Annotated in this window: 18 protein-coding genes; 7 read left to right on the top strand and 11 right to left on the bottom strand. The window is 63.2% G+C overall.

The genetic code is table 11. The features are described from left to right. Positions 1 to 150 precede the first annotated feature (150 nt). The 4 genes from pstS to dctA form a co-directional block, all read right to left on the bottom strand. On the bottom strand, positions 151 to 1,161 hold the full coding sequence (pstS, locus tag CK489_RS10480; protein ID WP_095732259.1) for a phosphate ABC transporter substrate-binding protein PstS: 1,011 nt from the start codon (positions 1,159 to 1,161) through the stop codon (positions 151 to 153). A 193-nt stretch (positions 1,162 to 1,354) separates the two neighbouring features. Continuing rightward, the gene (locus CK489_RS10475) at positions 1,355 to 2,341 is read right to left on the bottom strand and encodes a tripartite tricarboxylate transporter substrate-binding protein (RefSeq protein ID WP_095732258.1); all 987 of its coding nucleotides are present in this window, start codon (positions 2,339 to 2,341) and stop codon (positions 1,355 to 1,357) included. A 36-nt stretch (positions 2,342 to 2,377) separates the two neighbouring features. Further along, the gene (locus CK489_RS10470; RefSeq protein WP_095732257.1) at positions 2,378 to 3,307 is read right to left on the bottom strand and encodes a LysR substrate-binding domain-containing protein; all 930 of its coding nucleotides are present in this window, start codon (positions 3,305 to 3,307) and stop codon (positions 2,378 to 2,380) included. Between the two features lie 24 nt (positions 3,308 to 3,331). Beyond that, positions 3,332 to 4,648 carry a C4-dicarboxylate transporter DctA gene (dctA, locus tag CK489_RS10465; RefSeq protein ID WP_095732256.1) on the bottom strand — a complete coding sequence of 439 codons (1,317 nt, stop codon included), beginning with the start codon at positions 4,646 to 4,648 and terminating at the stop codon, positions 3,332 to 3,334. A 272-nt stretch (positions 4,649 to 4,920) separates the two neighbouring features. Between dctA and CK489_RS10460 the strand changes: the two genes are divergently transcribed. From CK489_RS10460 to CK489_RS10445, 4 genes are all read left to right on the top strand, one after another. Further along, complete coding sequence (locus CK489_RS10460; RefSeq protein WP_095732255.1) at positions 4,921 to 6,063, top strand: FAD-dependent monooxygenase; 1,143 nt, start codon at positions 4,921 to 4,923, stop codon at positions 6,061 to 6,063. A 24-nt stretch (positions 6,064 to 6,087) separates the two neighbouring features. Continuing rightward, positions 6,088 to 6,486 carry a carboxymuconolactone decarboxylase family protein gene (locus CK489_RS10455; RefSeq protein ID WP_198960895.1) on the top strand — a complete coding sequence of 133 codons (399 nt, stop codon included), beginning with the start codon at positions 6,088 to 6,090 and terminating at the stop codon, positions 6,484 to 6,486. Beyond that, the gene (locus CK489_RS10450; protein ID WP_158226428.1) at positions 6,476 to 7,327 is read left to right on the top strand and encodes an alpha/beta fold hydrolase; all 852 of its coding nucleotides are present in this window, start codon (positions 6,476 to 6,478) and stop codon (positions 7,325 to 7,327) included. Before CK489_RS10455 ends, CK489_RS10450 begins: the two co-directional genes overlap by 11 nt. A 220-nt stretch (positions 7,328 to 7,547) precedes the next feature. Next, the gene (locus CK489_RS10445; RefSeq protein ID WP_095732252.1) at positions 7,548 to 9,224 is read left to right on the top strand and encodes an alkaline phosphatase family protein; all 1,677 of its coding nucleotides are present in this window, start codon (positions 7,548 to 7,550) and stop codon (positions 9,222 to 9,224) included. Between the two features lie 122 nt (positions 9,225 to 9,346). Here the strand turns inward: CK489_RS10445 and CK489_RS10440 are convergent, their stop codons facing one another. From CK489_RS10440 to CK489_RS10410, 7 genes are all read right to left on the bottom strand, one after another. After that, the gene (locus CK489_RS10440; protein ID WP_198960894.1) at positions 9,347 to 9,727 is read right to left on the bottom strand and encodes a TadE/TadG family type IV pilus assembly protein; all 381 of its coding nucleotides are present in this window, start codon (positions 9,725 to 9,727) and stop codon (positions 9,347 to 9,349) included. After that, positions 9,724 to 10,134, bottom strand: a complete 411-nt coding sequence (locus tag CK489_RS10435; RefSeq protein ID WP_050630129.1) for a TadE/TadG family type IV pilus assembly protein — start codon at positions 10,132 to 10,134, stop codon at positions 9,724 to 9,726. The genes CK489_RS10440 and CK489_RS10435 overlap by 4 nt, the downstream gene beginning before the upstream one ends. Positions 10,135 to 10,235: 101 nt before the next feature. Then, positions 10,236 to 11,498 carry a TadE/TadG family type IV pilus assembly protein gene (locus tag CK489_RS10430; protein ID WP_095732251.1) on the bottom strand — a complete coding sequence of 421 codons (1,263 nt, stop codon included), beginning with the start codon at positions 11,496 to 11,498 and terminating at the stop codon, positions 10,236 to 10,238. 220 nt (positions 11,499 to 11,718) lie between these two features. Next, positions 11,719 to 13,995 (bottom strand): fused MFS/spermidine synthase, encoded by a 2,277-nt coding sequence (locus CK489_RS10425; protein ID WP_095732250.1) that lies wholly within the window; start codon positions 13,993 to 13,995, stop codon positions 11,719 to 11,721. A 258-nt stretch (positions 13,996 to 14,253) separates the two neighbouring features. Further along, entirely contained in the window at positions 14,254 to 16,971 is a 2,718-nt protein-coding gene (locus CK489_RS10420) for a carboxypeptidase-like regulatory domain-containing protein (protein WP_158226427.1), read from the bottom strand. Then, complete coding sequence (locus CK489_RS10415; protein WP_143278118.1) at positions 16,968 to 19,031, bottom strand: hypothetical protein; 2,064 nt, start codon at positions 19,029 to 19,031, stop codon at positions 16,968 to 16,970. The genes CK489_RS10420 and CK489_RS10415 overlap by 4 nt, the downstream gene beginning before the upstream one ends. A 174-nt stretch (positions 19,032 to 19,205) precedes the next feature. Further along, a complete protein-coding gene (locus CK489_RS10410) occupies positions 19,206 to 19,646 on the bottom strand; it encodes a hypothetical protein (RefSeq protein WP_128089609.1) in 441 nt (146 codons plus the stop codon). Positions 19,647 to 19,841: 195 nt separating this feature from the next. Between CK489_RS10410 and CK489_RS10405 the strand changes: the two genes are divergently transcribed. From CK489_RS10405 to CK489_RS10395, 3 genes are all read left to right on the top strand, one after another. Continuing rightward, complete coding sequence (locus CK489_RS10405; protein WP_158226426.1) at positions 19,842 to 20,819, top strand: class I SAM-dependent methyltransferase; 978 nt, start codon at positions 19,842 to 19,844, stop codon at positions 20,817 to 20,819. 27 nt (positions 20,820 to 20,846) lie between these two features. Next, a complete protein-coding gene (locus CK489_RS10400; protein WP_095732246.1) occupies positions 20,847 to 22,064 on the top strand; it encodes an MBOAT family O-acyltransferase in 1,218 nt (405 codons plus the stop codon). A 116-nt stretch (positions 22,065 to 22,180) separates the two neighbouring features. After that, positions 22,181 to 23,299 (top strand): SGNH/GDSL hydrolase family protein, encoded by a 1,119-nt coding sequence (locus tag CK489_RS10395; RefSeq protein ID WP_143278117.1) that lies wholly within the window; start codon positions 22,181 to 22,183, stop codon positions 23,297 to 23,299. The last annotated feature ends 57 nt before the right edge of the window (positions 23,300 to 23,356 follow it).

Below are 23,356 nucleotides of genomic sequence, written 5' to 3'. Positions count from 1 at the left end.
CCGGCAGAAAACCCTTTTATCTCAGCCCATTACGCGAAACCCGGAGCAAATTTGCATTCCGCGCGCCCGCGTGAGGTCACGCTGGCCAAACAAAAGAGCCGGCGTCGATCGACGCCGGCTCTTGCGATTGCGCGTGCCTGCAGGAGCGTCTCAGCTCTTCACGTCGGCAGCCCAGGTCTTCTCGATCTGCTTCACGACGCTGTCGGGCATCGGGATGTAGTCGAGCTCCTCGGCGCTCTTGGCACCCTTCTCGAAGGCGAACTTGAAGAACTTGAGCGCTTCCTTCGAGGCCACCTTGTCGCTCCCGTCCTTGTGCAACAGGATGAAGGTCGATGCGACGATCGGCCAGGACTTGTCGCCCGGCTGGTCGGTCAGGATCAGGTAGTAGCCGGGCGCGTTGGTCCAGTCGGCATTCGACGCAGCCGCCTGGAACGCTTCGTTGGTCGGCTGGATGGTCTTGCCGGCCTTGTTGATCAAGGCGGTGTAGGTCAGCTTGTTCTGCTTGGCATAGGCATATTCGACGTAACCGATCGAGTTCTTGGCCTGCGCGATGTTGCCCGCGACGCCTTCGTTGCCCTTGGCGCCGACGCCGACCGGCCACTCGACGGCGGTGCCGGAACCGACCTTGCTCTTCCAGTCCGGGCTGACCTTGCTCAGATAGTCAGTGAAGTTGAAGGTCGTTCCCGAACCGTCGGCGCGATGCACGACCGCGATCGCTTCGGACGGCAGCTTGGCCTTCGGGTTAAGCTTCTTGATCGCCGCATCATCCCATTTGGTGATCTTGCCGAGGAAGATGTTGGCAAGCGTCGGACCGTCGAGCACCAGATCGCCGGCCTTCACGCCTTCGAGGTTCACCACCGCCACGATCGCGCCCATGATCATCGGCCACTGCGCAAGACCGTCCTTCTGCAGCTGGCCGGACTTCAGCGGCGCGTCGGTTGCACCGAAGGTCACGGTATTGGCTTCGATCTGCTTGATGCCGGCACCCGAGCCGATCGACTGGTAGTTCACGCTGCTGCCGGCATCCTTCTTGTAGGCGTCAGCCCACTTGGACAGCACAGGGAAGATGAAGGTCGAGCCGGCACCGGTGATGTCGGCTGCGAAGCTGGGCGTAGCCATGACCACCAGACCGGCGGCCACGATCGACTTGATGAATTTCATGTTGATCTCCGTGGAAAGGCGAGAGGTCTCGCGCACTCGATGCACTCGTTAACGGCGGCACCGTTTTTCCGAACGCCGATGACGATGGGATGACAGAGACGCCTGACCTTCGACCTACGCCAAAAGTTTGAAACGGCAGGGGATACCGCTGATCCCGGTCCGCTTTCGAGCTTGCGGAACGTCGTGGCGGAATCTATTCCGCCTTGATGTTGGCCGACTTGACGATCGGCCACCATTTCTCGATCTCGGCGGCCTGATGGTCGCGCAGCGCGGCGGGGGCCTGTTTGTCCGGCGGCGGGATCTCCTGCCCGAGTTCGGCGAAACGTTGCCTGACGGCGGGTTCGGCGAGCGCCGACATGACAGCCTTCGACAGCGTCGACACGATATCGGCGGGTGTGCCCTTCGGTGCCCAGATGCCGTGCCAATAGGCGATGTAGAGCCCCGGCAATCCGGCCTCATCAACGGTTGGAATATCGGGAGCCGATGCAAGCCGTGACGGCGCCGTCACCGCGAAGGCCTTCACGGTTCCGCTGCCCACTTGCGGCAGCGAGTTGGAGGCCTGATCGAACATGATGTCGATATGCCCGGCCATCAGATCGTTCAGCGCGGGACCGGCGCCGCGATAAGGCACGAAAGAGAAGTTCGTGTTCGTCAACTGCTGAAAGAACACGCCGGCGACATGCGCGCCCGATCCGGGACCTGCGGTGCCTGCCGTCGCCTTGTCGCCATTCGCCTTGAGCCAGGCGATCAGCTCCTTGAGATTCTTCGCGGGCAGATCCGGGCGGCCGATGATGAGCTGCGGCCCGCTCGCGATCAGCGCGACCGGCGCGAACTCGCGCACGTCATACTGCAGCTGATAGACCGCGCCATTGAGGCAATGCGTGCCCCAATGTCCGATCGTGATCGTTGATCCGTCTGGCGCCGCACGCGAGGCGCGCAGCCCCGCCACGGTGCCGGAAGCGCCGGTGATATTTTCGATGATGACGGGATGGCCGACCGCGTTGCGCATGTATTCGGCGAGGATCCGCGCCAGCACATCGGTCGGCCCGCCGGCGGCGAACGGCACGATCATGGTGATCGGGCGCGCCATGGTTTCGGCGCCCGCGCCGCGCAAAGCCAGCGGCAGCGTCGCGGCACCGAGCGCGAATTGCAGGAATGGCCGGCGAGACATGTTGGGCATGCGCGTTCCCCCTGATGCTGTCATAGAGCCGCCTGGCTAGAAGCTCCAGCCCTTCGACGCGCCCCAATCCATCATGAATTGCTCGGTCTCGCGCCCGGCGTCGGCGAGCCATGCGGTGAAGTCGGCGATCGCGCCGGCGCTTTCATTGTCGGCGAGATAGAACGAGCGGTACTCGCGCTTGCGCAATCCGAGATCGCCGAACGGCAGGCAGAGCTGGCCGGCCATCAATTCGTCGATCACCAGGAACAGCGGAAACAGCCCGATGCCGATGCGCTCGATCGTTGCCTGCAGCGCGAAGAACATCTGCTCGAACCGCAGCGTCTCCTGATCCGCGCTCATCTCGCCGCCGGCCTGCACCAGCCAGCGCGGCCAATCATAGGGCTCGGTCAGATAGGTGATGAGGGTGTGATGCCGCAGGTCATCCGGGGTAGCGAGCCGCCCGCGCGTCAGCAGGTCGACATGGCAGACCGGCGCGATCAGCTCGGTCATGAAGTGCTGCGACATCCAGCCGACCGGCTCGCCGACATTGCCGCGGATCGCGACGTCGAACGAACGGTCGTTGACGTTGAGCGGCCCGATCGAGGTCAATAGCCGCAGCTCGACATCGGCGCGCATGCGCTGAAACGAGGCGATGCGGCGGATCAGCCAGCGCATCGCAAAGGTCGGCGGCGCACTGACGCGCAGCACCGACGGCGAGCCGTACTGCTTCATGTCCATCGAGGCGAGCGCGAGGCGATCGAGAATCGCCGTGACCTCGCGATAATAGATCTGCCCGGCCGCGGTCAGCGTCAGTTGCGAAGGCGCGCGGCGAAACAGCTTGACGCCGAACCAGTCCTCCAGAAGCGCGACCTGGCGGCTGACGGCGCCATGGGTCACGAGCAGCTCTTCGGCGGCCTTGGTGAAGCTCACATGCCGTGCGGCCGCCTCGAATGTTCGCACCGCGTTGAGCGGTGGCAACTTTCTCATGATCCTGTCGCCTCTCCGGAAGGCTCAGGAGGATAGCGTCGCGGCGTCCGGATTGTCGAGGGCGCGGACGAATTGGGCGCGGTCGAGGTCACCTTCCCAGCGCGCCACCACCACGGTCGCGACCGCGGTTCCGATGAAGTTGGTCAGCGCACGCGCCTCCGACATGAAGCGGTCGATGCCGAGCAGCAGCGCGATGCTTGCCACCGGCACATGGCCGATCGACCCCAGCGTCGCAGCGAGCACGATGAAGCCGCTGCCCGGCACTGCAGCCGCGCCCTTCGACGTCAGCAGGCACACCACGACGAGACCGATCTGCTGCATAAGCGACATCGGCGTGTCGGTGGCCTGGGCGAGGAATACGGCAGCCATGGTCAGATAGATGCAGGTGCCGTCGAGATTGAAGGTGTAGCCGGTCGGGATCACGAGGCCGACGGTCGATTCGGCGCAGCCGGCGGCCTTCATCTTGTCGATGAAGCGCGGCATCACCGATTCCGAACCCGACAGCCCGAGCACCAGCAGCAGCTCTTCGCGGAGATAACGGATCAGCTTGAAGATGCTGAAACCCGCAAGACGCGACACGATGCCGAGCCCGAGGACCACGAACAGCACACAGGTGAGATAGAACACCAGCATGAAGTGCGACAGCGCGACGATCGAGCCGACGCCATATTTGCCGATGGTGAAGGCCATGGCGCCGAATGCGCCAATCGGCGCGATCCGCATGATCATGCCGATCAGGATGAACAGGATCTTCGACAGCTTCTCGATCGCCACCAGCACCGGCTTGCCGTTCTCGCCATAGCGTTGCAGGGCGATGCCGAACAGCACCGCAAAGAACAGCACCTGCAGCGTGTCGCCGCTGGTGAACGCACCACCGATCGTCGACGGGATCACGTTGATCAGGAAGCCGACCACGGTCTGCTCGTGCGATTGCGTGACGTAGGAAGCGACAAGCCGGGAATCCAGCGATTCCGGCGAGACGTGCATGCCGGCGCCGGGCCGTGCCAGATTGATCACGATCAGGCCGAGGATCAGCGCCGCCGTGGTGGCCACCTCGAAATAGATCAGGGTCTTGACGCCGATCCGTCCGGCCTTGCGCATGTCGCCGAGGCTCGCAATGCCGTGCACCACGGTGAGGAAGACGATCGGCGCGATCGCCATCTTGATCATCTTGATCAGCGCGTCGCCGAGCGGCTTCAGCGCCGCGCCAGCATCCGGCCAGAGATAGCCGACCAGCACGCCGAGCGCGATGCCGATCAGCACCTGGACATAGAGACGCGTATGCCAGGGGGCTGCTGCGACGTCGAGACGGGCAGCACCGTCATTGGTGATCGTGGACATGGGCGGCGATCCTCGGGAGTCTTGATGTTGGCCGCGCAGCAGGCAGCGTCGGCAGACGCGCCGTTGCAGCAGCGGCGAGACGTTGGCGGGCGATGGCGCGAAGCGCAAACGAGTTAAGCTCAGGCAGCGTGACCTCAGCTCACAGGCCGGTGCCGGCCGCGTGAGCCCACCTCACGCTCCGTCAGCATTACTCGTTTGCGGGCGCCTCCCCCTTTGGCCGACAAGGACGGGGAAGCCGGTCCGTCAACCGGCGCTAGCTGTGAGGAACGACAATGAGCAGACTTTCGGTGGCGGTGATCGGCGCCGGCATGGGCGGACTGGCCTCGGCCGCGGCGCTGAGCCGCGCAGGCATCGATGTGACGGTGTACGAACAGGCCCAGCGCTTCACCCGGCTCGGCGCCGGCATCCAGATCGGCTGCAACGCCATGAAGGTGATGCGGGCGTGGGACCTCGAGCCGGTGCTGCGCCGCGAGGCGTTCTATCCGCGATCCTGGAACAACAAGGAATACGACACCGGCGAGGTGCGCTTCGACATGGTGTTCGGTCCGTCCGCCGAGGAGCGCTATGGCGCGCCCTATCTGCTCGGACATCGCGGCGACCTGCATGCGGCACTCGCCAGCGCCGTGCCCGGCAACCTCATCCGCCTCGATCACAAGCTGACCGCAATCGAAAATCGCGCCGACCGCGCGGTAGCGCTGACCTTCGCCAACGGCCACACCACGACTGTGGATGCCGTGGTCGCCGCCGACGGCGTGCATTCCTTCGTCAAGGAGCGACTGTTCGGCCGCGATGAGCCGAACTTCACCGGTCGCATCGCCTACCGCACCGTGTTCTCGGCATCGCTGCTCAACGGCTATCCGATCGACGACTGCACCAAATGGTGGGGGCCGGATCGCCACATCGTCATCTATTACGTCAAGCCCGACCGCAGCGAGGTCTACTTCGTCACCAGCCAGCCGGAGCCCGGCTTCACCGTGGAATCCTGGTCGGCGACCGGCGACATCAACGAACTGCGAAAGGCGTTCGAGGGCTTCCATCCCCAGGTCCGCAAGGTGCTGGAGGCTTGCCCGTCGGTGCACAAATGGGCGCTGGTCGATCGCGACCCGCTGCCGCGCTGGAGCGAGGGCAATATCACGCTGCTCGGCGACGCCTGCCATCCGATGACGCCCTACATGGCGCAGGGCGCGGCAATGGCGATCGAGGACGCAGCGGTGCTGTCGCGCTGCCTCAGTGGCGTCGAACGCGACGGCGTCACCGACGCCTTCCGCCGCTTCGAGGCGACCCGCAAGCCCAGAACCTCGCGCGTGCAGGCGAGCTCGCGCACCAACACCTGGCTCAAGAACCCGACCGATCCGGACTGGGTCTACGGCTACGACGCTTGGACCACGCCGCTCGCCGAGCCGGCACTGGCGTAACCACAAGTCGAAATGGAGACAATGATGACCGACGCAAACCCCCGCGGCGAGAAGTTCGAACGCGGCCTGCAGACCCGCCGCACCGTGCTCGGCGACGCCTATGTCGAGCGCTCGCTGAAGGCGGCCGACGATTTCAACTGGCCGATCCAGAAGCTCGCCACCGAATATTGCTGGGACGAGATCTGGAATCGCCCCGACCTCGACAAGCGCAGCCGCAGCCTGCTCAACCTCGGCATGATCGCGGCACTCAACCGGCCGCACGAACTGAAGGTGCATATCCGCGGCGCGCTCAACAACGGGCTGAGCAAGACCGAGCTGCGCGAGGTGTTCCTGCAGATCGCGGTCTATTGCGGCATGCCCGCCGGGCTCGACAGCTTCCGCATCGCCAAGGACGTGTTCGCGGAGATGGGCCTTGTCGACTGAGGTGGCCCCGATCGTAACCGCCGCATGGCAGGGCTTTGTCCGGCACGATGTGCAGGGGCCGCACGGACGGCTTAGCGTCCGTGTCGGCGGAGCGGAGCACGGCGCGCCGGCGCTGCTGTGCCATTCGATCCTGAGCAGCAGCGCGATCTGGCACAGCCAGGCCCTCGCGCTTGCCGCTCGCGGCCATCGCGTGCTCGCGCTCGACAGCCGGGGTCACGGACAATCCGGGGCGCCGCGCGGGCCCTATGCCATGGATGATCTGGTCGCGGATGCGATCGCCGTGCTTGATCATTTCAGCATCGCGCGGACGCACGTGATCGGCGTCTCGCAGGGCGGCATGACGGCGTTCGGCCTCGGCGTGCGCTATCCGGGCCGTCTCCTCAGCCTGTGCGTGATCGCAGCAAGGGCCGATGCGCCGCCGCCGTTCGCCGCCGCATGGGACGACCGCATCGCGCTGGTGCAAGCGCGGGGCATTGCGCCGCTGGCGGCGCCGACTGCGGAGCGCTGGTTCGGAGGCGCCTTTCTCGATGCGCATCCGGCGATCGCGACCGCACTGCTCGACTGCATCAACGAGACCAATCCGCAAGGCTTCGTCGGCTGCGCCCGTGCCATCCAGTCGCTCGCCTATCTCGACGGCGTGAGGACGCTGCAGGTGCCGCTGACGATGATCGTAGGCGCAAACGACCAGCTGCTGGTGCAGCCGATGACGGATCTCGCGGCGTTGCTCGATTGCCGGCTGGCCATCATTGCCGGCGCCGGCCACCTGCCCCAAGTGGACCATCCCGACGAGGTCGACGCCACGATCGAGCGGCATTTGCGCGAAGCCGCTCGGTCCGGGTGACCTCGTCCGCCGGCTCCCGGCAAAAATATCGAAAACAACCCCATGCAAAGGAGCCGGCAGCCGCCGCGATCAAATTCCGCGAACATTGGATAGTGGTCGGCCCCGGCCACGGTCATCGAACTCGCACGAAAGCGTCATCCCTCCGTCAACTGGCCGCGACAAGTTGTCGCGGCCAGCGCAGGCGAATCCAATCCTACCGGAAACAGAGAGGGGCGAACTCATGAGTGGTTTTCGTGACTATTTCTCGTCGACTGCCGCGATCGCGGCGGCCATGCTCGCTTGCGGCGTCGCTGTCGCGCATGCCGATGATGACGACGGGCATTCGCAGCGACACGGCTACAAGCATGTCCTGCTGATCAGCGTCGACGGCATGCACGCCGTCGACTTGAAGCGTTGGGTCGAAAGCCGTCCCGGCGGCAACTTCGCTCAACTCACCGGCAAGGGCGTCGTCTATCCGAACGCCTACACCACCGCTCCGTCCGACAGCTATCCGGGCATGCTCGCGCAGGTCACCGGCGCCACGCCGAAGGGCGGCGACCTGTTCTATGACGACAGCTATGATCGCACCGAGTATCCGGCCAAGGCCTTCTACACCAGCCAGGGCCTCAACGACCCCGGTTGCGTGAGCCCGGCAGGAACCGAGCTGACCAACTTCGAGGCGCTCGACAAGACCTTTGATTATTCCAGCGGACTGGTCGCCGACTACACCGCCGGCGGCACGCTCGGTCAGGTCTATACGCAGCTCGATCCCGACCACATGCAGCGCAAGCTGGTGAATGGCCAGTGCGTCCCGGCCTTTCCGCACGACTACGTGCGCACCAACACGATCTTCGAGGTCATCAAGCAGGCCGGAAGGCGCACGGCGTGGTCCGACAAGCATCCGGCCTATGAGGACCTCGCCGGCCCGTCGGGCAAGGGCCTCGACGAGCTCTTCACGCCGGAGATCAATTCGCAGGACACGATCGACACAGGCGCCCAGCCCGGCGACGACTACACCACCAGCTACACCGGCGTTCGTTCATACGATTCGCTGAAGGTGAAGGCGGTACTGAACTGGATCGACGGCTACGACGGCACGCGAACGCAGCGTCAGCCGGTCCCGGCGATCTTCGGCATGAACTTCCAGGCGGTCAGCGTCGGCCAGAAGCTCGCCAAGGCCGGCCACGCGGACAGCGACAAGTCGCTGGTCGGCGGATACGCCGACGCCAACGCGACGCCGGGCAATGCGCTCACGCTGCAGTTCCAATTCGTGGACGACGCACTCGGTAAGTTCGTCAACGAGCTCAAGGCGCAAAACCTCTACGATTCGACGCTGATCATCGTCAGCGCCAAGCATGGCCAGTCGCCGATCAACCTCGCGGATCGCGTGGCGATCTCGGATGCCCTGTACAGCAAGGCGCCCGGTTTCGGCGCCAACGGCTTCGAGATCTGCGATGACGAAGCGCTGGTCTGGTTGTCGCCGGAGCTGCAACAGGCGACCAACCCGGCGACCGGCAATCCCTATTATGCCGACGCCAAGGCCTATATTCTGGCTCACGCCGCCGATCTGCATATCCAGAAGCTGCTCGACCGCGACGAGTTGACCAAGCTCTACGAAGATCCGTTCCACAACAGCCGGGTGCCGGACTTCATCGCCATCACCGACCATGGCGTCATCTGCACGGGCGGCAGCAAGCTCGCCGAGCATGGCGGCTTCTCCAAGGACGATCGCAATGTCCTGCTGCTGGTCTCCTCGTATCGCATCAAGCATGCGAGGACGAACGAGGAGACTACCTTCACCACCCAGATCGCTCCGACGATCCTGCGTGCGCTCGACCTCGACCCGCGCAGCCTCCAGGCGGTTCGCGAAGAGGGCGTCGAGGCCCTGAAGCTGAATGAAGACGCAGAGCGGTTCTGACCGCCACGGCGCAGCCGTACCCGAGGCCTGCCCCGGCCCATCATGACCGGGCTGGCCGGACGGTCCGGCCCCCCTACTTATCGGCGCCCCGAGCAGGGGCGCCGATTTTCTTGGATCCTGCTCTAGGCAGGAAAGCAGGCTGCCGCCGTCAGCGTGAACGGAGCCAGATTGAGGATCTGGGGAAACTGGAATTGATAATTTGCGCTCACCTGGCTGCCGCACGCCGCGGCGCTGTAGCTGAACGTCGACGACGGCAAGCTCAGTCCAAACGCCTGCTGGGTTGCGTAAGCGGCGATTGCGCTCGGGTTGCCGGTCGGACAAAGCGCGGGGTTGACGCTGGCGCATCGCGCCGTGACCGCCACAGCGTGCTGCATTCCCACCTGCGTCCACATCAATAGCCCGAACTCGATCACACCGAACAGGAACGCGAAGAAGAGCGGCGCGATCAGGCCGAATTCCAGTGCCGACGCCCCGCTCCGGTCACGCCAGAATGCGCGTTTCACTGCAACCTCGCCGTCGACTGCGTGCTGATCACATAGCTGTTTGGAACGATCTGATAGTTGATGATGGTCGAGTAGCTGCCTTGCGCGGAGACGATGGTGTATGTACCCGCCGTTCCGCCTCCGGGACACGTTCCGCCGCAAGTCATGCTGCTGACGCCCGAGTTGGTCGCGCAGCCGCAGAATTTGATCGGAACAGGCGAGGCGCTGATCACACTGGAGTTCGTCGCAGCCGCCACGGCCGTCGAGATCGCATTGGCGTCGAACCCATGCGCGATGGCATATTCGAGGCCCGCCTGCGACGAGCCCTCCACCTGCATCTTGCGGTAGATCGCAAGGCCGATATCGGTCACCGAAACCACCATCAGCGAGAGCAGCGGAACCAGCACGCCGAATTCGATCGCCGCCACGCCGCGTGAGTCATGTGCGAACCTGCGACGGAGAAATAAGCCACGCCGTTGAGAACGGCGCTCACCACCTGTCCTGCCCGTTTTCATCGTATCGCTCCAGCTTACTCGACAAGCTGCGCTGTCGCCGTACCGATGGCATTGCCGCCCATCGCAGCGCAATTGACCTGGACATTGGAATTTCCGACGATCGAGATCGTATCTGCAATGATTTGCGTACAATTCGCGCTTGTGCCGTTGCCGCCACTGAAGCTCAGCGCCGCCTTCGGCAGGTAGATCGCGCCCTGCAGATTTTGCGTGCCGCCGCCCGTCAGGTTGAAGCTGCTTCCGACCGGCATCCTGCGGTCGCCATAGATTGCAATTCCGGCTGTCGTTCCGCTCGTCGGCGCCGTGAGGCTGACATTGGCGTTGCTTCCGATCGTCGCCGAGCCCCAGTTGCCGCTCGAGCCGGTAAACACCAGGGTGACGCCCGTTCCTGTGATCGTGGCGTTGCCGGCCACCGACAGGTTGGCGCCGTTGAAATAGTAGACCCCGGGATTGAACGTCAACGTCGCGCCCGCGGCGACGGAGATGTCGCCGCAATAGCTGCCCGGGCTGAGGGTCGTCGTTCCCTTCACATTGAACTTGTTCGAGTAGTCACACCATGTCGGCATCGTGGGCGTGACGTTGGCATAGGGATCGGCGATCGCCCTGATGCCGGTCCGAATGCCGTTGGTCGCCGTGATGCTGCTGGTGCCGGAAACTCCGCCGACCACGCCAACCATGGCCGCAGATATCGTTGCCGTCCCGCTGACATTGAGCGCCGAGCTGCCGTTGGAATCGTCATAGAGGTTGCAGTTGATCAGGTTGAGCTGGGTGTTGCCCTTCACGGTCGCCGCAGGATTGGCGGTCGGATCGAGCGCCAGCACGCAGCCCGTTCCGACATTACCGAGTGCAACGGCGCGGGCCGTGACCGGTACCGCCCCGGAGCCGAACAACGCCGACAACAGCCGCGCTTGCGGCTGGCTGATGATCACCTCGACCGCCTGCGGGCTGGAGGCGAAGCTGCCCGAGGTCGGCGGCTGGTTCACAGTGACGGTGACGTTGCCGATCCCGTTCGCATAGCCGTAGAATGTCGTGACGGCGTTGGCCTCGGTGACGAGATTGGTGCCGGCGGTGGCTGCACTGACGGCCGCCGAGTCGGCCGCGCTCATCATGTTCTTGTGCTTGTAGAACCACCACGCGACCTCGGTGCCGAGCCCTGCGGTCCCGACCAGGACTGGCATCAGCAAGGCGATGATGATCGCGTAACTGCCGGATCGGTCGCGCGCAAAGCGCTTCAGGAGACCGTCCTGGCGAACTCGGCACTCATCCGGTGCCGGCCTCATTTGCGAGGATATTCCAACTTCCGCCTTCCAAATGCTGAAGGCCGTCATGTTGTCCTCACGCCGCTTGTAGCAAGCTCCTCCGATTCCTACGGCATGACAGTTTAATGTCAGTTCTGCGCGATCGACGAAAATCGGGCGTGGCGCTTAACACTCCTTTAGCCAATCCGGAGGTGCCGCAGCGCGAACGACGGTGAAAGATCGCCGCGCCGTCCATGCGCGCTCAGGAGCCGAACTTCGTCCGCAGCATGGGGCCAAGGAGATTCGAGTAATCGTCCGTCCAGAGTGCGCTGGTCGGATCCGGCGACATGGCGGTCCAGTGCCGCGCCGCCTCGCCGGTATCCTCGGGCGCGCGCGCCAGCATCACCACCCGTGACGCCGTCCTGAGCGTGGTCATGACGTCGCCGGCGGGATGCCCTTCCTTGAACAGCGCGGTCAACCCCTCGGAGCGCGCGACATTAGCCAGGATCGGCGCCAGATCGAGATGACGGTTGGAGATATGCACGAGAATACTGCCGTGCGGCGTCAGCTTCGACAGATAGCCGGCAATCGCTTCACGCGTGAGCAGGTGGACGGGAATGCCGTCGGACGAAAAGGCGTCCAGCACGATCAGGTCGTAGCGATCGGGTGAAGCCTGCAACGTCAGCCGCGCATCGCCGAGCACGAGCCTCGCCTTCGGCGCGCAGCGCGAGAGGAACGTGAACAAGGAGGGATTGCTCGCGATCCTGATCACCTCGGGATCGATCTCGAAAAAGGTCCAGCTCTCTCCACCGCGAAGATAGCAGGCGAGCGAGCCGGTCCCGAGACCGACCACCGCAACCCGTTCGAAGCTGTCCTTGCGGAGCTCGCCGGCGCCGCGCGCCGCCGCGATCCCGTCGGCCAGCGGGCTGCCCGGGTAGTAATAGCTCTGGGGCTCGGGCGCTCCTTCGACCGGCGTACCGTCCGCGTTGCGCAGCCGCTCGGCGCCATGCATCGTGTTGCCGTGGAACAGCAGCCGCGCGCTGCCGTCCGCGAGGTCGACCACCGTATGCACCCCGAAGAAGCTGCGTGCGGTCTCGATCGGGGCGAGGCCCGGACGCCAGAACGTCGTCAGCATCAGGCCCGTGATTGCCAGTCCAGCGAATGCCACCGGCCGCTGCCGCAGAAACAGCATGCAGGCCGTCAGCACGACCAGCAGGGCGCTGAACGGCAGCTCGAGGGCGGCCGGCAGCCGCAACTGAGTCACGTACCAGACCATGGCAAGCGCGATCGCTACCGCCAGCCATGGCGAGGCCTTCACCAGCGCCCGGCGCGCGCCGCCGGCGAACATGCCCGGCAGTGCCAGCAATGCGAGCGCGATCAGGATCGGATATTCGTAGTTGCCGGAAAAGATCTGCGGCGCAAGCAATCCCGCGAAGGCGCCACCCAGCACGCCGCCGAACGAGGTGCACAGGAAGAACTCCGTCAGCCGCTCCGGGTGCGGGCGCCTGGCATAGAGCTCGCCGTGGCAAAGCAGCGCCAGCAGCGCGAACACGACGAGGTGGAGCACGATCGTCGTGAGCCAGAACACCTTGGCGCCGACCAGACTGATCGCAAGCGGAGCCACGGCGAACGGCACGAGCCGTACCACGGTTGCGTGGCTGATCCACGGCCGATCGCGGAACACGACGACGAAGGTGAACAGATAGAGCGCGAGCGGAATGACCCACAGGAACGGCGCGGCCGCGACATCCGTCGTCAGATGCGCGGTGACCGCGATGACCAGCCCGGATGGAACGGCCGCAAGCGCGATCCAGCGCAGCCGGTCGGCCGCATTGACGCTCGATGTCGGCGGCGTCGGCGCCGCAATCGCAACGCCATTGCCGCGTCCGAGCACGAAGGCGACCGCCGTGACGAGGAGCGTGAGGACCGCGAATCCGACCGACCAGGCGCTCGCCTGCGTTTTCAATGTCAGCAACGGTTCGACGACGGTGGGATAGGCAAACAGGGCCGCGAACGAGCCGAGATTCGACGCGGCATAGAGCACGTAGGGATTGCTGGCCTCGCGATGGCCGCTCGCGGCGAACCAGCTCTGCAGCAAGGGCGCGCTGGCCGACAACGTGAAGAACGGCAGGCCGATCGACGCAGCGAACAGCCCGAACAGCCACAGCGCCGTTCCATCCGCCGGCGGTGCCCCCCAATTCGGCGCGATCGCGATCGGCAAGGTCATCGCCGTGACGGCGAGCAGGAGCAGATGGACCAGCCCCGCGCGCTGCGGCCCAAACAACCGGCCGAGCAGATGGGCATAGGCATAGCCGGCCAGCAGCACGGCCTGGAAGAACACCATCGCCACCGACCAGACCGAAGGCGCGCCACCGAGCCTCGGCAGCACCATCTTTGCGAACATCGGTTGAATCAGGAACAGCAGCAGCGCGGACACCAGCAGTGTCGCCATACTGAGGAATGGCAGTACGCGCGTATCATCGACGGAACGCGCCGCCGCGGGCAGCGTTTGATCTGGCGAGTTCTCGACGACTGACATCCGCTGCTACCCGCAATCCCGCCTTGCAGGGTAGCTTCGCCGCGCCTAAGCAAGCGTTAAGCGACGTTCAGGAGCGGTATCAAGCCATTGACAGTGTTCGCGCTCCGCCGGCACGCGCAGGCGCCCATCGGCACACCGGCACGGCCGCGTACGGTGTGGGCCGACGGCCGCAGGAGACGACAGGAGACCGAACGGCCGCGCGGCGGGTCGTTCATTGGACGGCCGGCGATCTCGCAACCACCGAACCGATATTGGCCGCTACCGTTCTTGCGCCACAAGGCCCGGCGCCGCTTCGCAAGCCTGTTCGGCAAGGCTGGCGTTGCCGGATGCAGGCCGCGCCAACTGCAGGCTTTGCCCGAGCTCGATGTCGAGCTCGGCCTCGTCCTTGCCGATCTCGATGCGACGCCCCTGCCTCGGAAAGCATTGCCGTGAACCCAGCTGAGCGCGGATGCCCACAATCTGCCCGTTCGGCTGTCCGGGGAAGAAGTAGTACCCATCCTGATCGGTCGCGGTAGAGACGATGTGGCCGGATCCCGTCGCCGCGCGAACTTGCGCGCCTGGCACCGGCATCGAGCCGTCCAGGGTGACACGGCCGGCGATCAGCTTGGTGCCATCAGCAGCCTGCCCGTTCCCGGAGGGCCGCAAAGCCTTGAAGTTCTGTACATCGAGCGTCGTGCCCGCAGGCGCGTTCGTCAGCGATACCCTCACCTCCTTGACCTTCCCGATCGGGAGGGGAGGACGACGCCAGTCGTCGCTCTCGTCGACGAACTTTGGCCAGATCAACTGCGCCACATCGAGCGTATGCGATACCCACGTATCGAGCTTTTTCAGCCGCGGGACGGACCATGCGCTGGACGACACATGTTCGCCCGCAGGCTGATCTTCCCGAATGGAAACCGTGCCGCCATCCTCCATCAACAATTCGATCTTGAGGCGTGACCCAAGGCAGCTCTCAGCATCGTTGCCGGAGCAGCGCTTGCGAACAGCGAGTTGCAGGTGGCTCGTGTTCCAGAGCTCGAGCCGCCAGGGTTTGATGACGACGGTTGCATCGCCGGACGTCTCGGTTCCCAGGCTGATGTAGGGATCGCTCGCCGATGCGTCGGTGAATTGTCCCGATATGGCTTCGATGCTTGCGCGATCCTTCAGGGCGACCTGGCCGATGATCGGGGTCGGCGCGTGGTCGTCGACCAATGTGATCGACGTCTTGCCGGTTTCATCGGGCGGGTTGCGGGTGAATGATTGCGTTTCTTTCCCGCCGATCTTCACGGAGGCATGTTCGGGATCCGGAACGTACACCGTGAGCCCGTGAAGGTCTCGCGTCCCGGCGCGCATATCGGGCCAGGTCGTTTGCGTGACCGGATCAGTCCAGGGCGTGATCGAGATCGCGGACCCGTCAACGGCAAGATGCGAAGCGATTCCGGAATGCATCACCTGGTATCGAACCCAGGTATTCGCCGGCGGCGACCAGATGCGTCGGTCGACACCGATCGAGCCGTCGAAGTCATAGACGTAGTTTGCGAACCGTCGCATCCATTTCGCGACGGCCGGCGTCACCGGCTGCTCGAGCGAGGATCGAAAAACCGCAGTTCCTTCCTCGGAGCCGAAATGGGTGTAGATCAGGCCCTTCACCTTCTTGCCGCGGTTGATCGACTGGAGGTGAGAGGCGATCAGCATCGCGAGCGCGTTGCCCTGGGACAGGTTGCAGCTCGGTCCGCAATAGAGTTCTTTCCGTTCCGCCTCGGGTATATCTGCGAGCAAAACGCGCGCCGATGCATCAAACTTGTCTTGGCTACTGGTGTCCAGCGGCGGTGGCGATGCGCGAGGCAGTTCATAGAGCTGCTGGTAGGTCGATGAGAGCGGCAACAGGCCGTGCTGAACTTCAGGTCCGTCAGGAGCGGCGAATATGTCCTTCGCGTCGGCAGCAAAATAGGACCAGACCGCGAGCACACCAAGCTTCCTCAAAAGATCGGAATGGTAGGCATGGCTCTGCTTCTGGTCTGCAAGCGCCTCATGCGTATCGACGAGCGCGGGGTTGTCGAACGCGACAAACTTCGCAAACTTTCCCGGAACGCCGAAATCCTGAATGAGCGTGTTGCCGCCGTGGGACGTCAGGATTGCCGGACGAATGTTCCAGGCTGCCAGCCAAGGAATTTCGGATAGCACCGTTTGCCGACTGAAATGATCACGTTCCACTCTTGTCAGCGAAGCGGAACACCCAGCCGCGCAGGAAGGTGCGATGAACTCGATCCTGTCGATCGACATCGCATCTACAGGACGCGCAACCCCGTTCGATCGTCGCGGGACAATCACCTCGACGATCCAGCCGAGCGATCCCACTTCAAACTGAATGTCCTGTCCGCGAGCGATGTCTCCGGGACCAAAAATGGTCAATCCACCTTTGCTGTCGTGCAACATAATTGAAAGATCGGCAGGTGGGGCCGCCGAGAAGTAAAATCTCACATTGCGGCTTGGCTGAGGAGGCAGGCCGATAGAAGACGCTGCCATGTCCAGACGCGATCGTGCCGCGGACAACGCAAGCGGTGGCTGGATCTCGGTCCGGAGGGCCAACGGACCATCCTCGTGCCAGCTATGGAAATGATCGATGTTTCCGCGGTGCCACTCCCGCAAGAGCAGGGCAAAAGTGGGTTCGGAGCCAATGCCCGAAGGAGACCGATTGAACTGTCCCGGTCCAACAAAAAAGGACGAAGACCCCTCGCTACCTTGCGGCCAAAGCGAATCCGATATCGTGAGGCCGAGTTCTTCATTGAAAAAACGATGAATGGCCGCGCCGTGCCAGGGGCGAAGCGCGTCGGTGTCCGCAGCAAAACTGACGATATGCGAAAACGGATACGGCAGCAGGCGAACCGGAGCATCCGGTTTGCCTGCATCAGCAAGCGCCGACGCCGAGCCAAGCGCGCAGCATCCGACCGCGACAATCACGCGCAGAGCAAGGAGATAGGCGCCAGCCTTTTTCATCTCGGCGTATCGGACAGGATCTTGGCCAATGGCGCCGTCAGCTCCTGCGCGAGCCATTGATGTCCAAGCTTCGAGTAATGTCCGTCGAACTGAAACGTCAGCAGTCGCGGCACCTGGCCATATCGCTCGGAGAAGTTGGGGTTCACGCAGGTGTACCCATTCTTGGCGCAGTACTCGGTCACGTTCCTGACGAAGCCCTTTGCGCCCGCGGCAACCTTGGTGCCGTCGGCCAGGGTCAGCGTGGACTCACAATTGTTCCGGCACTGCGCCTGGTCCACTCCGGTATGGAATATGAAATTCTGACCGGGGTGGTGCTTCTCGATATAGGAGACAATTTCGGTCCAGTACTGGAATGCTTCCTTGCCGGGTTGCGGCATGACGTCGAAGGGCACCCTGAGCGTCTCGCCGAACGGGATTCCTTTGACGTATTCCGGGAACGTCGGCTTGGCCATGAAGACGGAAAACACCGGCGAAGCCGTCCTGAAGGTCAAGGCGCCGCTGGCGTCGTGGAGAAAATTCGGAATGGCACTGTTCTCCGGATCGAATCCCAATCCGTCGTGCAGCATCGTCGGACTGACCTGGGAGACCAGTCCCGCAAGCATCGATACCAAAGTGGCCTGAACGCCGAACTTCGAGGTATAATCTCGAATTCTCGGATAGTTCGTGCCGATGTCGCCATTGTCGGTCGCAGCGGAGATCACCTCGACACAGCGATGCAGGGCGACGCCGAGACTTTCCTCGAGAAGAATATTGACCTTCTCGAAGGGACGGACTTGCAGGGCAACCATGTCGCTGCCGCCCGTACTGGCAAGACGGACACAGTTGTCGGGATTGTCGAAAAAGCGGTCCCGATCGACGTATCCCATATTGTTCACGAATGTGGTCGAGTCGTACTCCTGCACCGTGCCGGCGCCTGGCCAGTATTGCCGGCTATGCGGCTCGTAGAACGCGGCATAGGGAGACGGCTTGCGGGCGCCATTGAACTTTGCGCGGGCTGAATCGGGAGCATGGCCGTCCTCGTTGACGTAGATCGGACGCACGTCGATGACGAGATCGTCGCGATCATAGAACGGGACGAACCATCGGCCGAGCGTTGCGGAATGCTCGAACTCTTCGCGTCGCAGGCGAAGGGATACCGGCTTGGTCGGATCGACTGCAGTGAAGGCGAAGCTGCCGTCGGTCGCCAGCACGGTTTTCTTCGTGGCGCCCGATTCCTCCAGCAATTCGACCGACGTGTTCGGGGCAATGTCGCCCCCGACGACCTTGCCCGCCAAGGCGACACCCGTGCTGGTCGCCGGCGGCGCCGGCCGAACCAGCGCAAGCGCCTGGAAGCGCATCGTCGTCCCAGCCGCACCATCGACCTTCACGAACCATTGCGAGATCGCCTTGGTCCGGCCGCTTCTCAGGTTGAGCAGGAGACTGGGAGGCAACGGGACGGTCACCTGATTACCGGCCAGCTTGATATCTCCGACCACCTGCGCGTTGTTGGCGCGCGTAACGATGTCATCGGGAAGGATCGGCGGAAGTAGTCCTGCCGGCTCCGCGCTCTTGGCGGCTAGGTCCAATGTCCAGGCCAGGGACTGTCCGTCGTCGAGGACAAACCCGATGGTCAACTTGCCCGTCGTCGGGGGCGCCGCGAACTTGATCTGGAGATGGGTCGCGTCCTTCGCTGGCGTGAAGTCGGGGGACCAGATCAGCCATGCCTGTCCATGGGTGATCTCGAAATCCGCCTCGCTGACGCTGATCGGGCCGGAGCGCCGTTCGCGAAAATTGCCGCCGTAAATCTCGAAAAGCCCGTTCTTGCGATAGGGCCCCACGGCATCAAGCATCGCAAAGACCGGCGCGCCTTGCCCGCGATAATCACTCGCAACCGGGGCATGGTCGACGAGCGTGCCTCCGGCGCCGGCCAGCAACGACTCGAGCGTCGCGACGCGCCCGGACAGTTGCTGGAGCTCGATCTGCGCCCTCTTGTCGAGAGACGATTGCGCTGGAGCAGGCTGGGGTGGAGGTGGAGGAGGAGGCGGAATTTCCGGCTTCGGCGGGGCGCGTTCAGCCAACATGCGATCAATTCGCTGATTGATGTATCTGCGCGTCTTCTCGACCGTTGCCGCTATGCCGCCGCAAATCGCGACGACCAAGATGATCCCAGCAACCGTCCTTCTAAGCTTCGAACTCGTCATGTTGAGCAGGCGATATCCCGGGGAAAGACCCGAAGGCCTATGGGCCAATAAGGACTATGGGCTAAAGGAGAGCTTGTCTTCGGTCAGCACGACCTCGTCACCCTTTTTCTCGAAGGCGATGGTGCCATACCGCTTCATGCCGTCGAATTTGGCGCGGTTGTATTCGTCCATGCTCTCGACTGAAATCAAATAGACGACAACTTTTGGGCTCGAGCTGAATTCAGGTTGCGCGAGATAATCCTTGGCGTAGCGGGCGGCCGTCGCTCTGATCAGATCGGAAGCCTCGGCGCCGGATTTTCGCAAATCGTCGAGGTTCGGCTTCAAGTCCAACACGAGAATGAGATAGGTGTCCTTGGCCGCGGCTACCCGATGGTCCTTCTCTACTACAAGTGGCGCGGCGGCCGCGAAGGCGGAGGAAATTCCTGCCAGCGACAATGTCCCTATCATGACGGCCTGGCGCAGCAGACCAAATGCGCTCGGGAGGCGGCTTTTCATGTTCCTGGCCCTTGACCTCGCGGCTATCTGGCTGAGCTTTTTGGCTCCGTCAAGTTATCAATTGGCCGACGGCTCCGCTGGCCTCGCCGGATGCCCCCGCCCTGTTGCCGGGAAGAATTATCGCTGTTCAAGGCCTTGCACGGCCAAGCCCGGCTGTGTCAGAAGGGCGATATTTTCAACCAAAGGATGGTCAGGGTGACGGGTTCCACGAACGTCGTGCGGCGGTCGAAAATTGCAGAGATCGACATTGCCGCGTACCCCTACCTGTCGGCGTTGGTTGCGCGACAGATCGCCGCGTGGCCTCAGCACGAGCCCACCTTGGCGACCAGCCTCGGCAACCGGTCGCTCGAGGTGATGCGCGACACCGAGGCGTCGTCGGAGCTCGTCACCAAGATCGCGCTCCATCACTTCGGGACCATCGACAAGATTTGTCACGACTACCGGTATTTCTGCGAGAACATGATCCTGGAAGCCGAATTGTTCTTCCGGCGCCATGGGCGCTACGAGCGTTCCAAGTTCAGCGAGGCGGTTCGCGACGTCTACTCGAAGCCCGACGTCATGGAAAAGTACATGAACGGGCTGCTGCTGTCGGGCGTGTTCTGGCACAACCACGCCTGCGCGCTGACCTTCTATCGAAGCCAGTATCTGCCGATGCTTCCGGAAGGATATCGCCATCTCGAAGTGGGGCCCGGCCATGGCGCGCTGCTCTATCTGACGGCGACGGATCCCCGATCCGGCTCGATCGTCGGGTGGGATGTCAGCGAAGGCGCCATCGCGGCCACGCGGCGCACCCTGGAAGTGATCGGCGTCAGCGATGAAGTCGAGCTGGTCCGTCAGGACATGTTCGACGCCCCCGATCAGCGCGACAGCTTCGACAGCATCGTCGTGAGTGAGCTGCTGGAGCATCTCGAGGACCCGCTCAAGGCGCTGCGATCCCTGATCCGCTATCTGAAGCCCGGCGGACGGATCCTCGTGAACATGCCCGCCAACAGTCCCGCTCCCGATCACCTCTACCTCATCGACAAGCCGTCGGAGATGACCGACCTGATGAAGTCGGCGGGTTTCGAGATCGAGAAGAACGAGCTGTTCCCGATGACGGGGTACGGCCTCGAGCGGTGCCTGAAGGACCGCCTGACGATCAATTGCGTGGCTGTTGGACGTCGGCCCGGCTAGGGACTCGCTGCGTCGAGAAGGGATGCGATGCTTTTCCAATCAGCAGCCGCCGTCGTCGGCGGGCCTTCCCTGAACAGCTTCGAGTTTCTGTACATATCGGCAGCGGCCGTCATCATCTGCTGCGCCGTCAACCTGCAGATGGCGCGCAACGTCGCCCTGCTGCTGCTGAGCTTCGCGTTCTTCATCAGCTTCGGATTCGATCCGGCGTCGATCATCGTCCTGGCCGGCTTCCTTGCCGTTTCATACGGGATCGGCCTGTACCGCAAGCAACGCGGTGCGCGCTTTACCATGGAAGCGCAACTGCTCGTCGTCGCGCTGCTCTGGATCTTCCTGTTTCTCGCGCGAGACCCCCGGCTGCTGGGAGCGGCCAACCCGTTCCACTACATGCCGGTCCACATCATCGGCATTTCCTACATGGTATTCCGCTGCGTCAGTTACCTGATGGAGGTGGAATTCATCGAACGGCCGAGCTTCCTTCGATTTTGCACCTACGTGCTGTTTTTCCCGGCATTGCTGGCCGGCCCGATCGAGCGTTATCGGAGCTTCGAGCAGCAGCTGGCGTCCCCGGTCTTCGATTCCAAGGCGGTCATCCCTGCGCTTCACCGCATCGCCAACGGGATGATCAAAAAGTTCGTCCTGGCCGACAACCTGTCGGCGTTCGGCATCTTCTCGTTCGACAACGCGACGCAGATGTCGGGGCCGATGTTGTGGGTAGGTGCGCTGGCCCAGCTCGGCCTCATCTATCTCGATTTCAGCGGCTATTGCGACATCGTGATCGGCACCGCATCGCTGATGGGCTTCAAGCTGATCGAGAACTTCAATCGGCCGTTCGATTCGACGACGATCCAGGAATTCTGGAATCGGTGGCATATCTCGCTCAGCACGCTGGTCAGGGACTACGTCTTCACGCCGCTCAACTTCATCGTCATCAAGAAGGCGCCGCGCCGCATCCAGTTTGCGCTGATATCGGCGGTGTACTTCGCCTCGATGATCCTGATCGCGCTTTGGCACGGGGTGACGTGGGGCTTCCTGGCGTTCGGCACGGTTCACGGCGGCGCGTTGGTCGCAAGCCAGGTTTTCCGCAAATATGTCGGCGTCAAGAAGGGGCCGGCCATCACCGGGCCCTCGATCTATCTCCGTCGCTTTCTCGTCTACGCGTTCGTGTCGACCACACTGATCCTTTGGCTCAAGTCCTACTCGGAGTGGGGCGCGATCTACGGCAAAATGCTGGGGCTATACCGATGACATTGGGGCGCGACGATATTCTCAAGATTGTCTGGCTGGCGGCGAAGATCGCCATCATCGTGCTCCTGTCGAACACCGGCCAGGCGCTGTTCGTTTACCAGAACTTCTGAACGCTGATGGTCGAGGCTGAAAAAACCAGGGGATCCCGGGGGCGCGACGTTCTCTCGCGTCTGGCTGTGACGATTGCGGTGCTGGTCGCGGTGCTGGCGTGTGTGGACATTGCCTTGCGCATCGTCGCGCCGGCCAGCGGCATCTTTCGGGCAACGATCGACGTCCAGTCACCGGCCGCGCTCTACACCAAGCTGGAAGAATTTCGGAAGTTTGACGGATTGAAGGTCGCCGTTCTGGGCGACTCCCTGATCTTCGGTCGCGCGATGCGGGACAAGGGCGATACCGCCTGGCAGTCGCATACCCTGTCGAACCAGTTGCAGAACTGGCTGGCCGAAAAGCACCCCGGTCAGAAGGCATATGTCGCCAATTTCGGCATGAACGGGACGCTTCCGACCGATCTTGAGAACCTTGTGCGCATCGTTCTGCCCACAAAGCCCGACGTCATCGTGTTCGATCTGAGCCTGCGCTCCTTCTCGCGCGACTTCGACCGGGAAGGCGAAAGCAAAACCCGCGCATGGCTCGACACCCTGTCCGTGGATGCCAACGGCACCTATTCCACCGGCAAGGAGGTTGGCGGGATCGCAAGATGGAGCCACGACGCATTGGTCAACTGGTGGTTTCTCTACCGGTCTCGCGACTTTCTCCAGGCCCTGTGGTTCGACGGCAGTCCCTTCAACTTCCTGGTCGGCCTGCGCGATGCCGCAGACAAATGGCTGAAAGGCTCGTCTGAGGCCAAGGGCGACGACCTTGACGACATTGTCCTGCTGATGCGGGCGCGATCACGGTACGAGAAGATCGACCTCGCCCCGGACAACCCGCAACGACAGGCCCTGGAGCGGACGCTGCGGCGCGTGTCGGAGGCAAAACAGCCCACGCTGATCTTTTACGCGACCGAGAATCCGAAGGTATTGCCGGACCTGCTTCCGCAGCAGAAATTTGCCGAGCTGCAGGCTCAGCTCGTGCAGATCATCTCGCCGCGGCCTCCGGACAGAGTTTACGTTGGACCGCTCACGTCCCTCCCGGCATCCGAATTCCTCGATCACGTCCATCTCGACAAGGCCGGCTACGGCCAGCTGAGCGCGGAACTTGGCCCGCGCCTGGACGCCATGATCGGGAGACGCTGAGGGAGCCTTGTGAATGCCGGTGCCATCTGATAGTCCTCGCGCCGAAAACGTGAATTT

This window comes from Bradyrhizobium sp. UFLA03-84, from assembly GCF_002289535.1.
Taxonomy (GTDB): Bacteria; Pseudomonadota; Alphaproteobacteria; order Rhizobiales; family Xanthobacteraceae; genus Bradyrhizobium; species Bradyrhizobium viridifuturi.
Note: the sequence above shows the minus strand (reverse complement) of the source record. Positions and strands in the feature narration are given on the sequence as shown.

Coding starts and splice junctions, on each gene's coding strand:
- CK489_RS10430 (WP_095732251.1), bottom strand. CDS start 11,498: ATGAGGCCGGCACCGGATGAGTGCCGAGTTCGCCAGGACGGTCTCCTG.
- CK489_RS10460 (WP_095732255.1), top strand. CDS start 4,921: ATGAGCAGACTTTCGGTGGCGGTGATCGGCGCCGGCATGGGCGGACTG.
- CK489_RS10420 (WP_158226427.1), bottom strand. CDS start 16,971: ATGAAAAAGGCTGGCGCCTATCTCCTTGCTCTGCGCGTGATTGTCGCG.
- dctA (WP_095732256.1), bottom strand. CDS start 4,648: ATGTCCACGATCACCAATGACGGTGCTGCCCGTCTCGACGTCGCAGCA.
- CK489_RS10415 (WP_143278118.1), bottom strand. CDS start 19,031: ATGTTGGCTGAACGCGCCCCGCCGAAGCCGGAAATTCCGCCTCCTCCT.
- CK489_RS10475 (WP_095732258.1), bottom strand. CDS start 2,341: ATGCCCAACATGTCTCGCCGGCCATTCCTGCAATTCGCGCTCGGTGCC.
- CK489_RS10470 (WP_095732257.1), bottom strand. CDS start 3,307: ATGAGAAAGTTGCCACCGCTCAACGCGGTGCGAACATTCGAGGCGGCC.
- CK489_RS10410 (WP_128089609.1), bottom strand. CDS start 19,646: ATGAAAAGCCGCCTCCCGAGCGCATTTGGTCTGCTGCGCCAGGCCGTC.
- CK489_RS10395 (WP_143278117.1), top strand. CDS start 22,181: ATGGTCGAGGCTGAAAAAACCAGGGGATCCCGGGGGCGCGACGTTCTC.
- CK489_RS10425 (WP_095732250.1), bottom strand. CDS start 13,995: ATGTCAGTCGTCGAGAACTCGCCAGATCAAACGCTGCCCGCGGCGGCG.
- CK489_RS10400 (WP_095732246.1), top strand. CDS start 20,847: ATGCTTTTCCAATCAGCAGCCGCCGTCGTCGGCGGGCCTTCCCTGAAC.
- CK489_RS10445 (WP_095732252.1), top strand. CDS start 7,548: ATGAGTGGTTTTCGTGACTATTTCTCGTCGACTGCCGCGATCGCGGCG.
- pstS (WP_095732259.1), bottom strand. CDS start 1,161: ATGAAATTCATCAAGTCGATCGTGGCCGCCGGTCTGGTGGTCATGGCT.
- CK489_RS10455 (WP_198960895.1), top strand. CDS start 6,088: ATGACCGACGCAAACCCCCGCGGCGAGAAGTTCGAACGCGGCCTGCAG.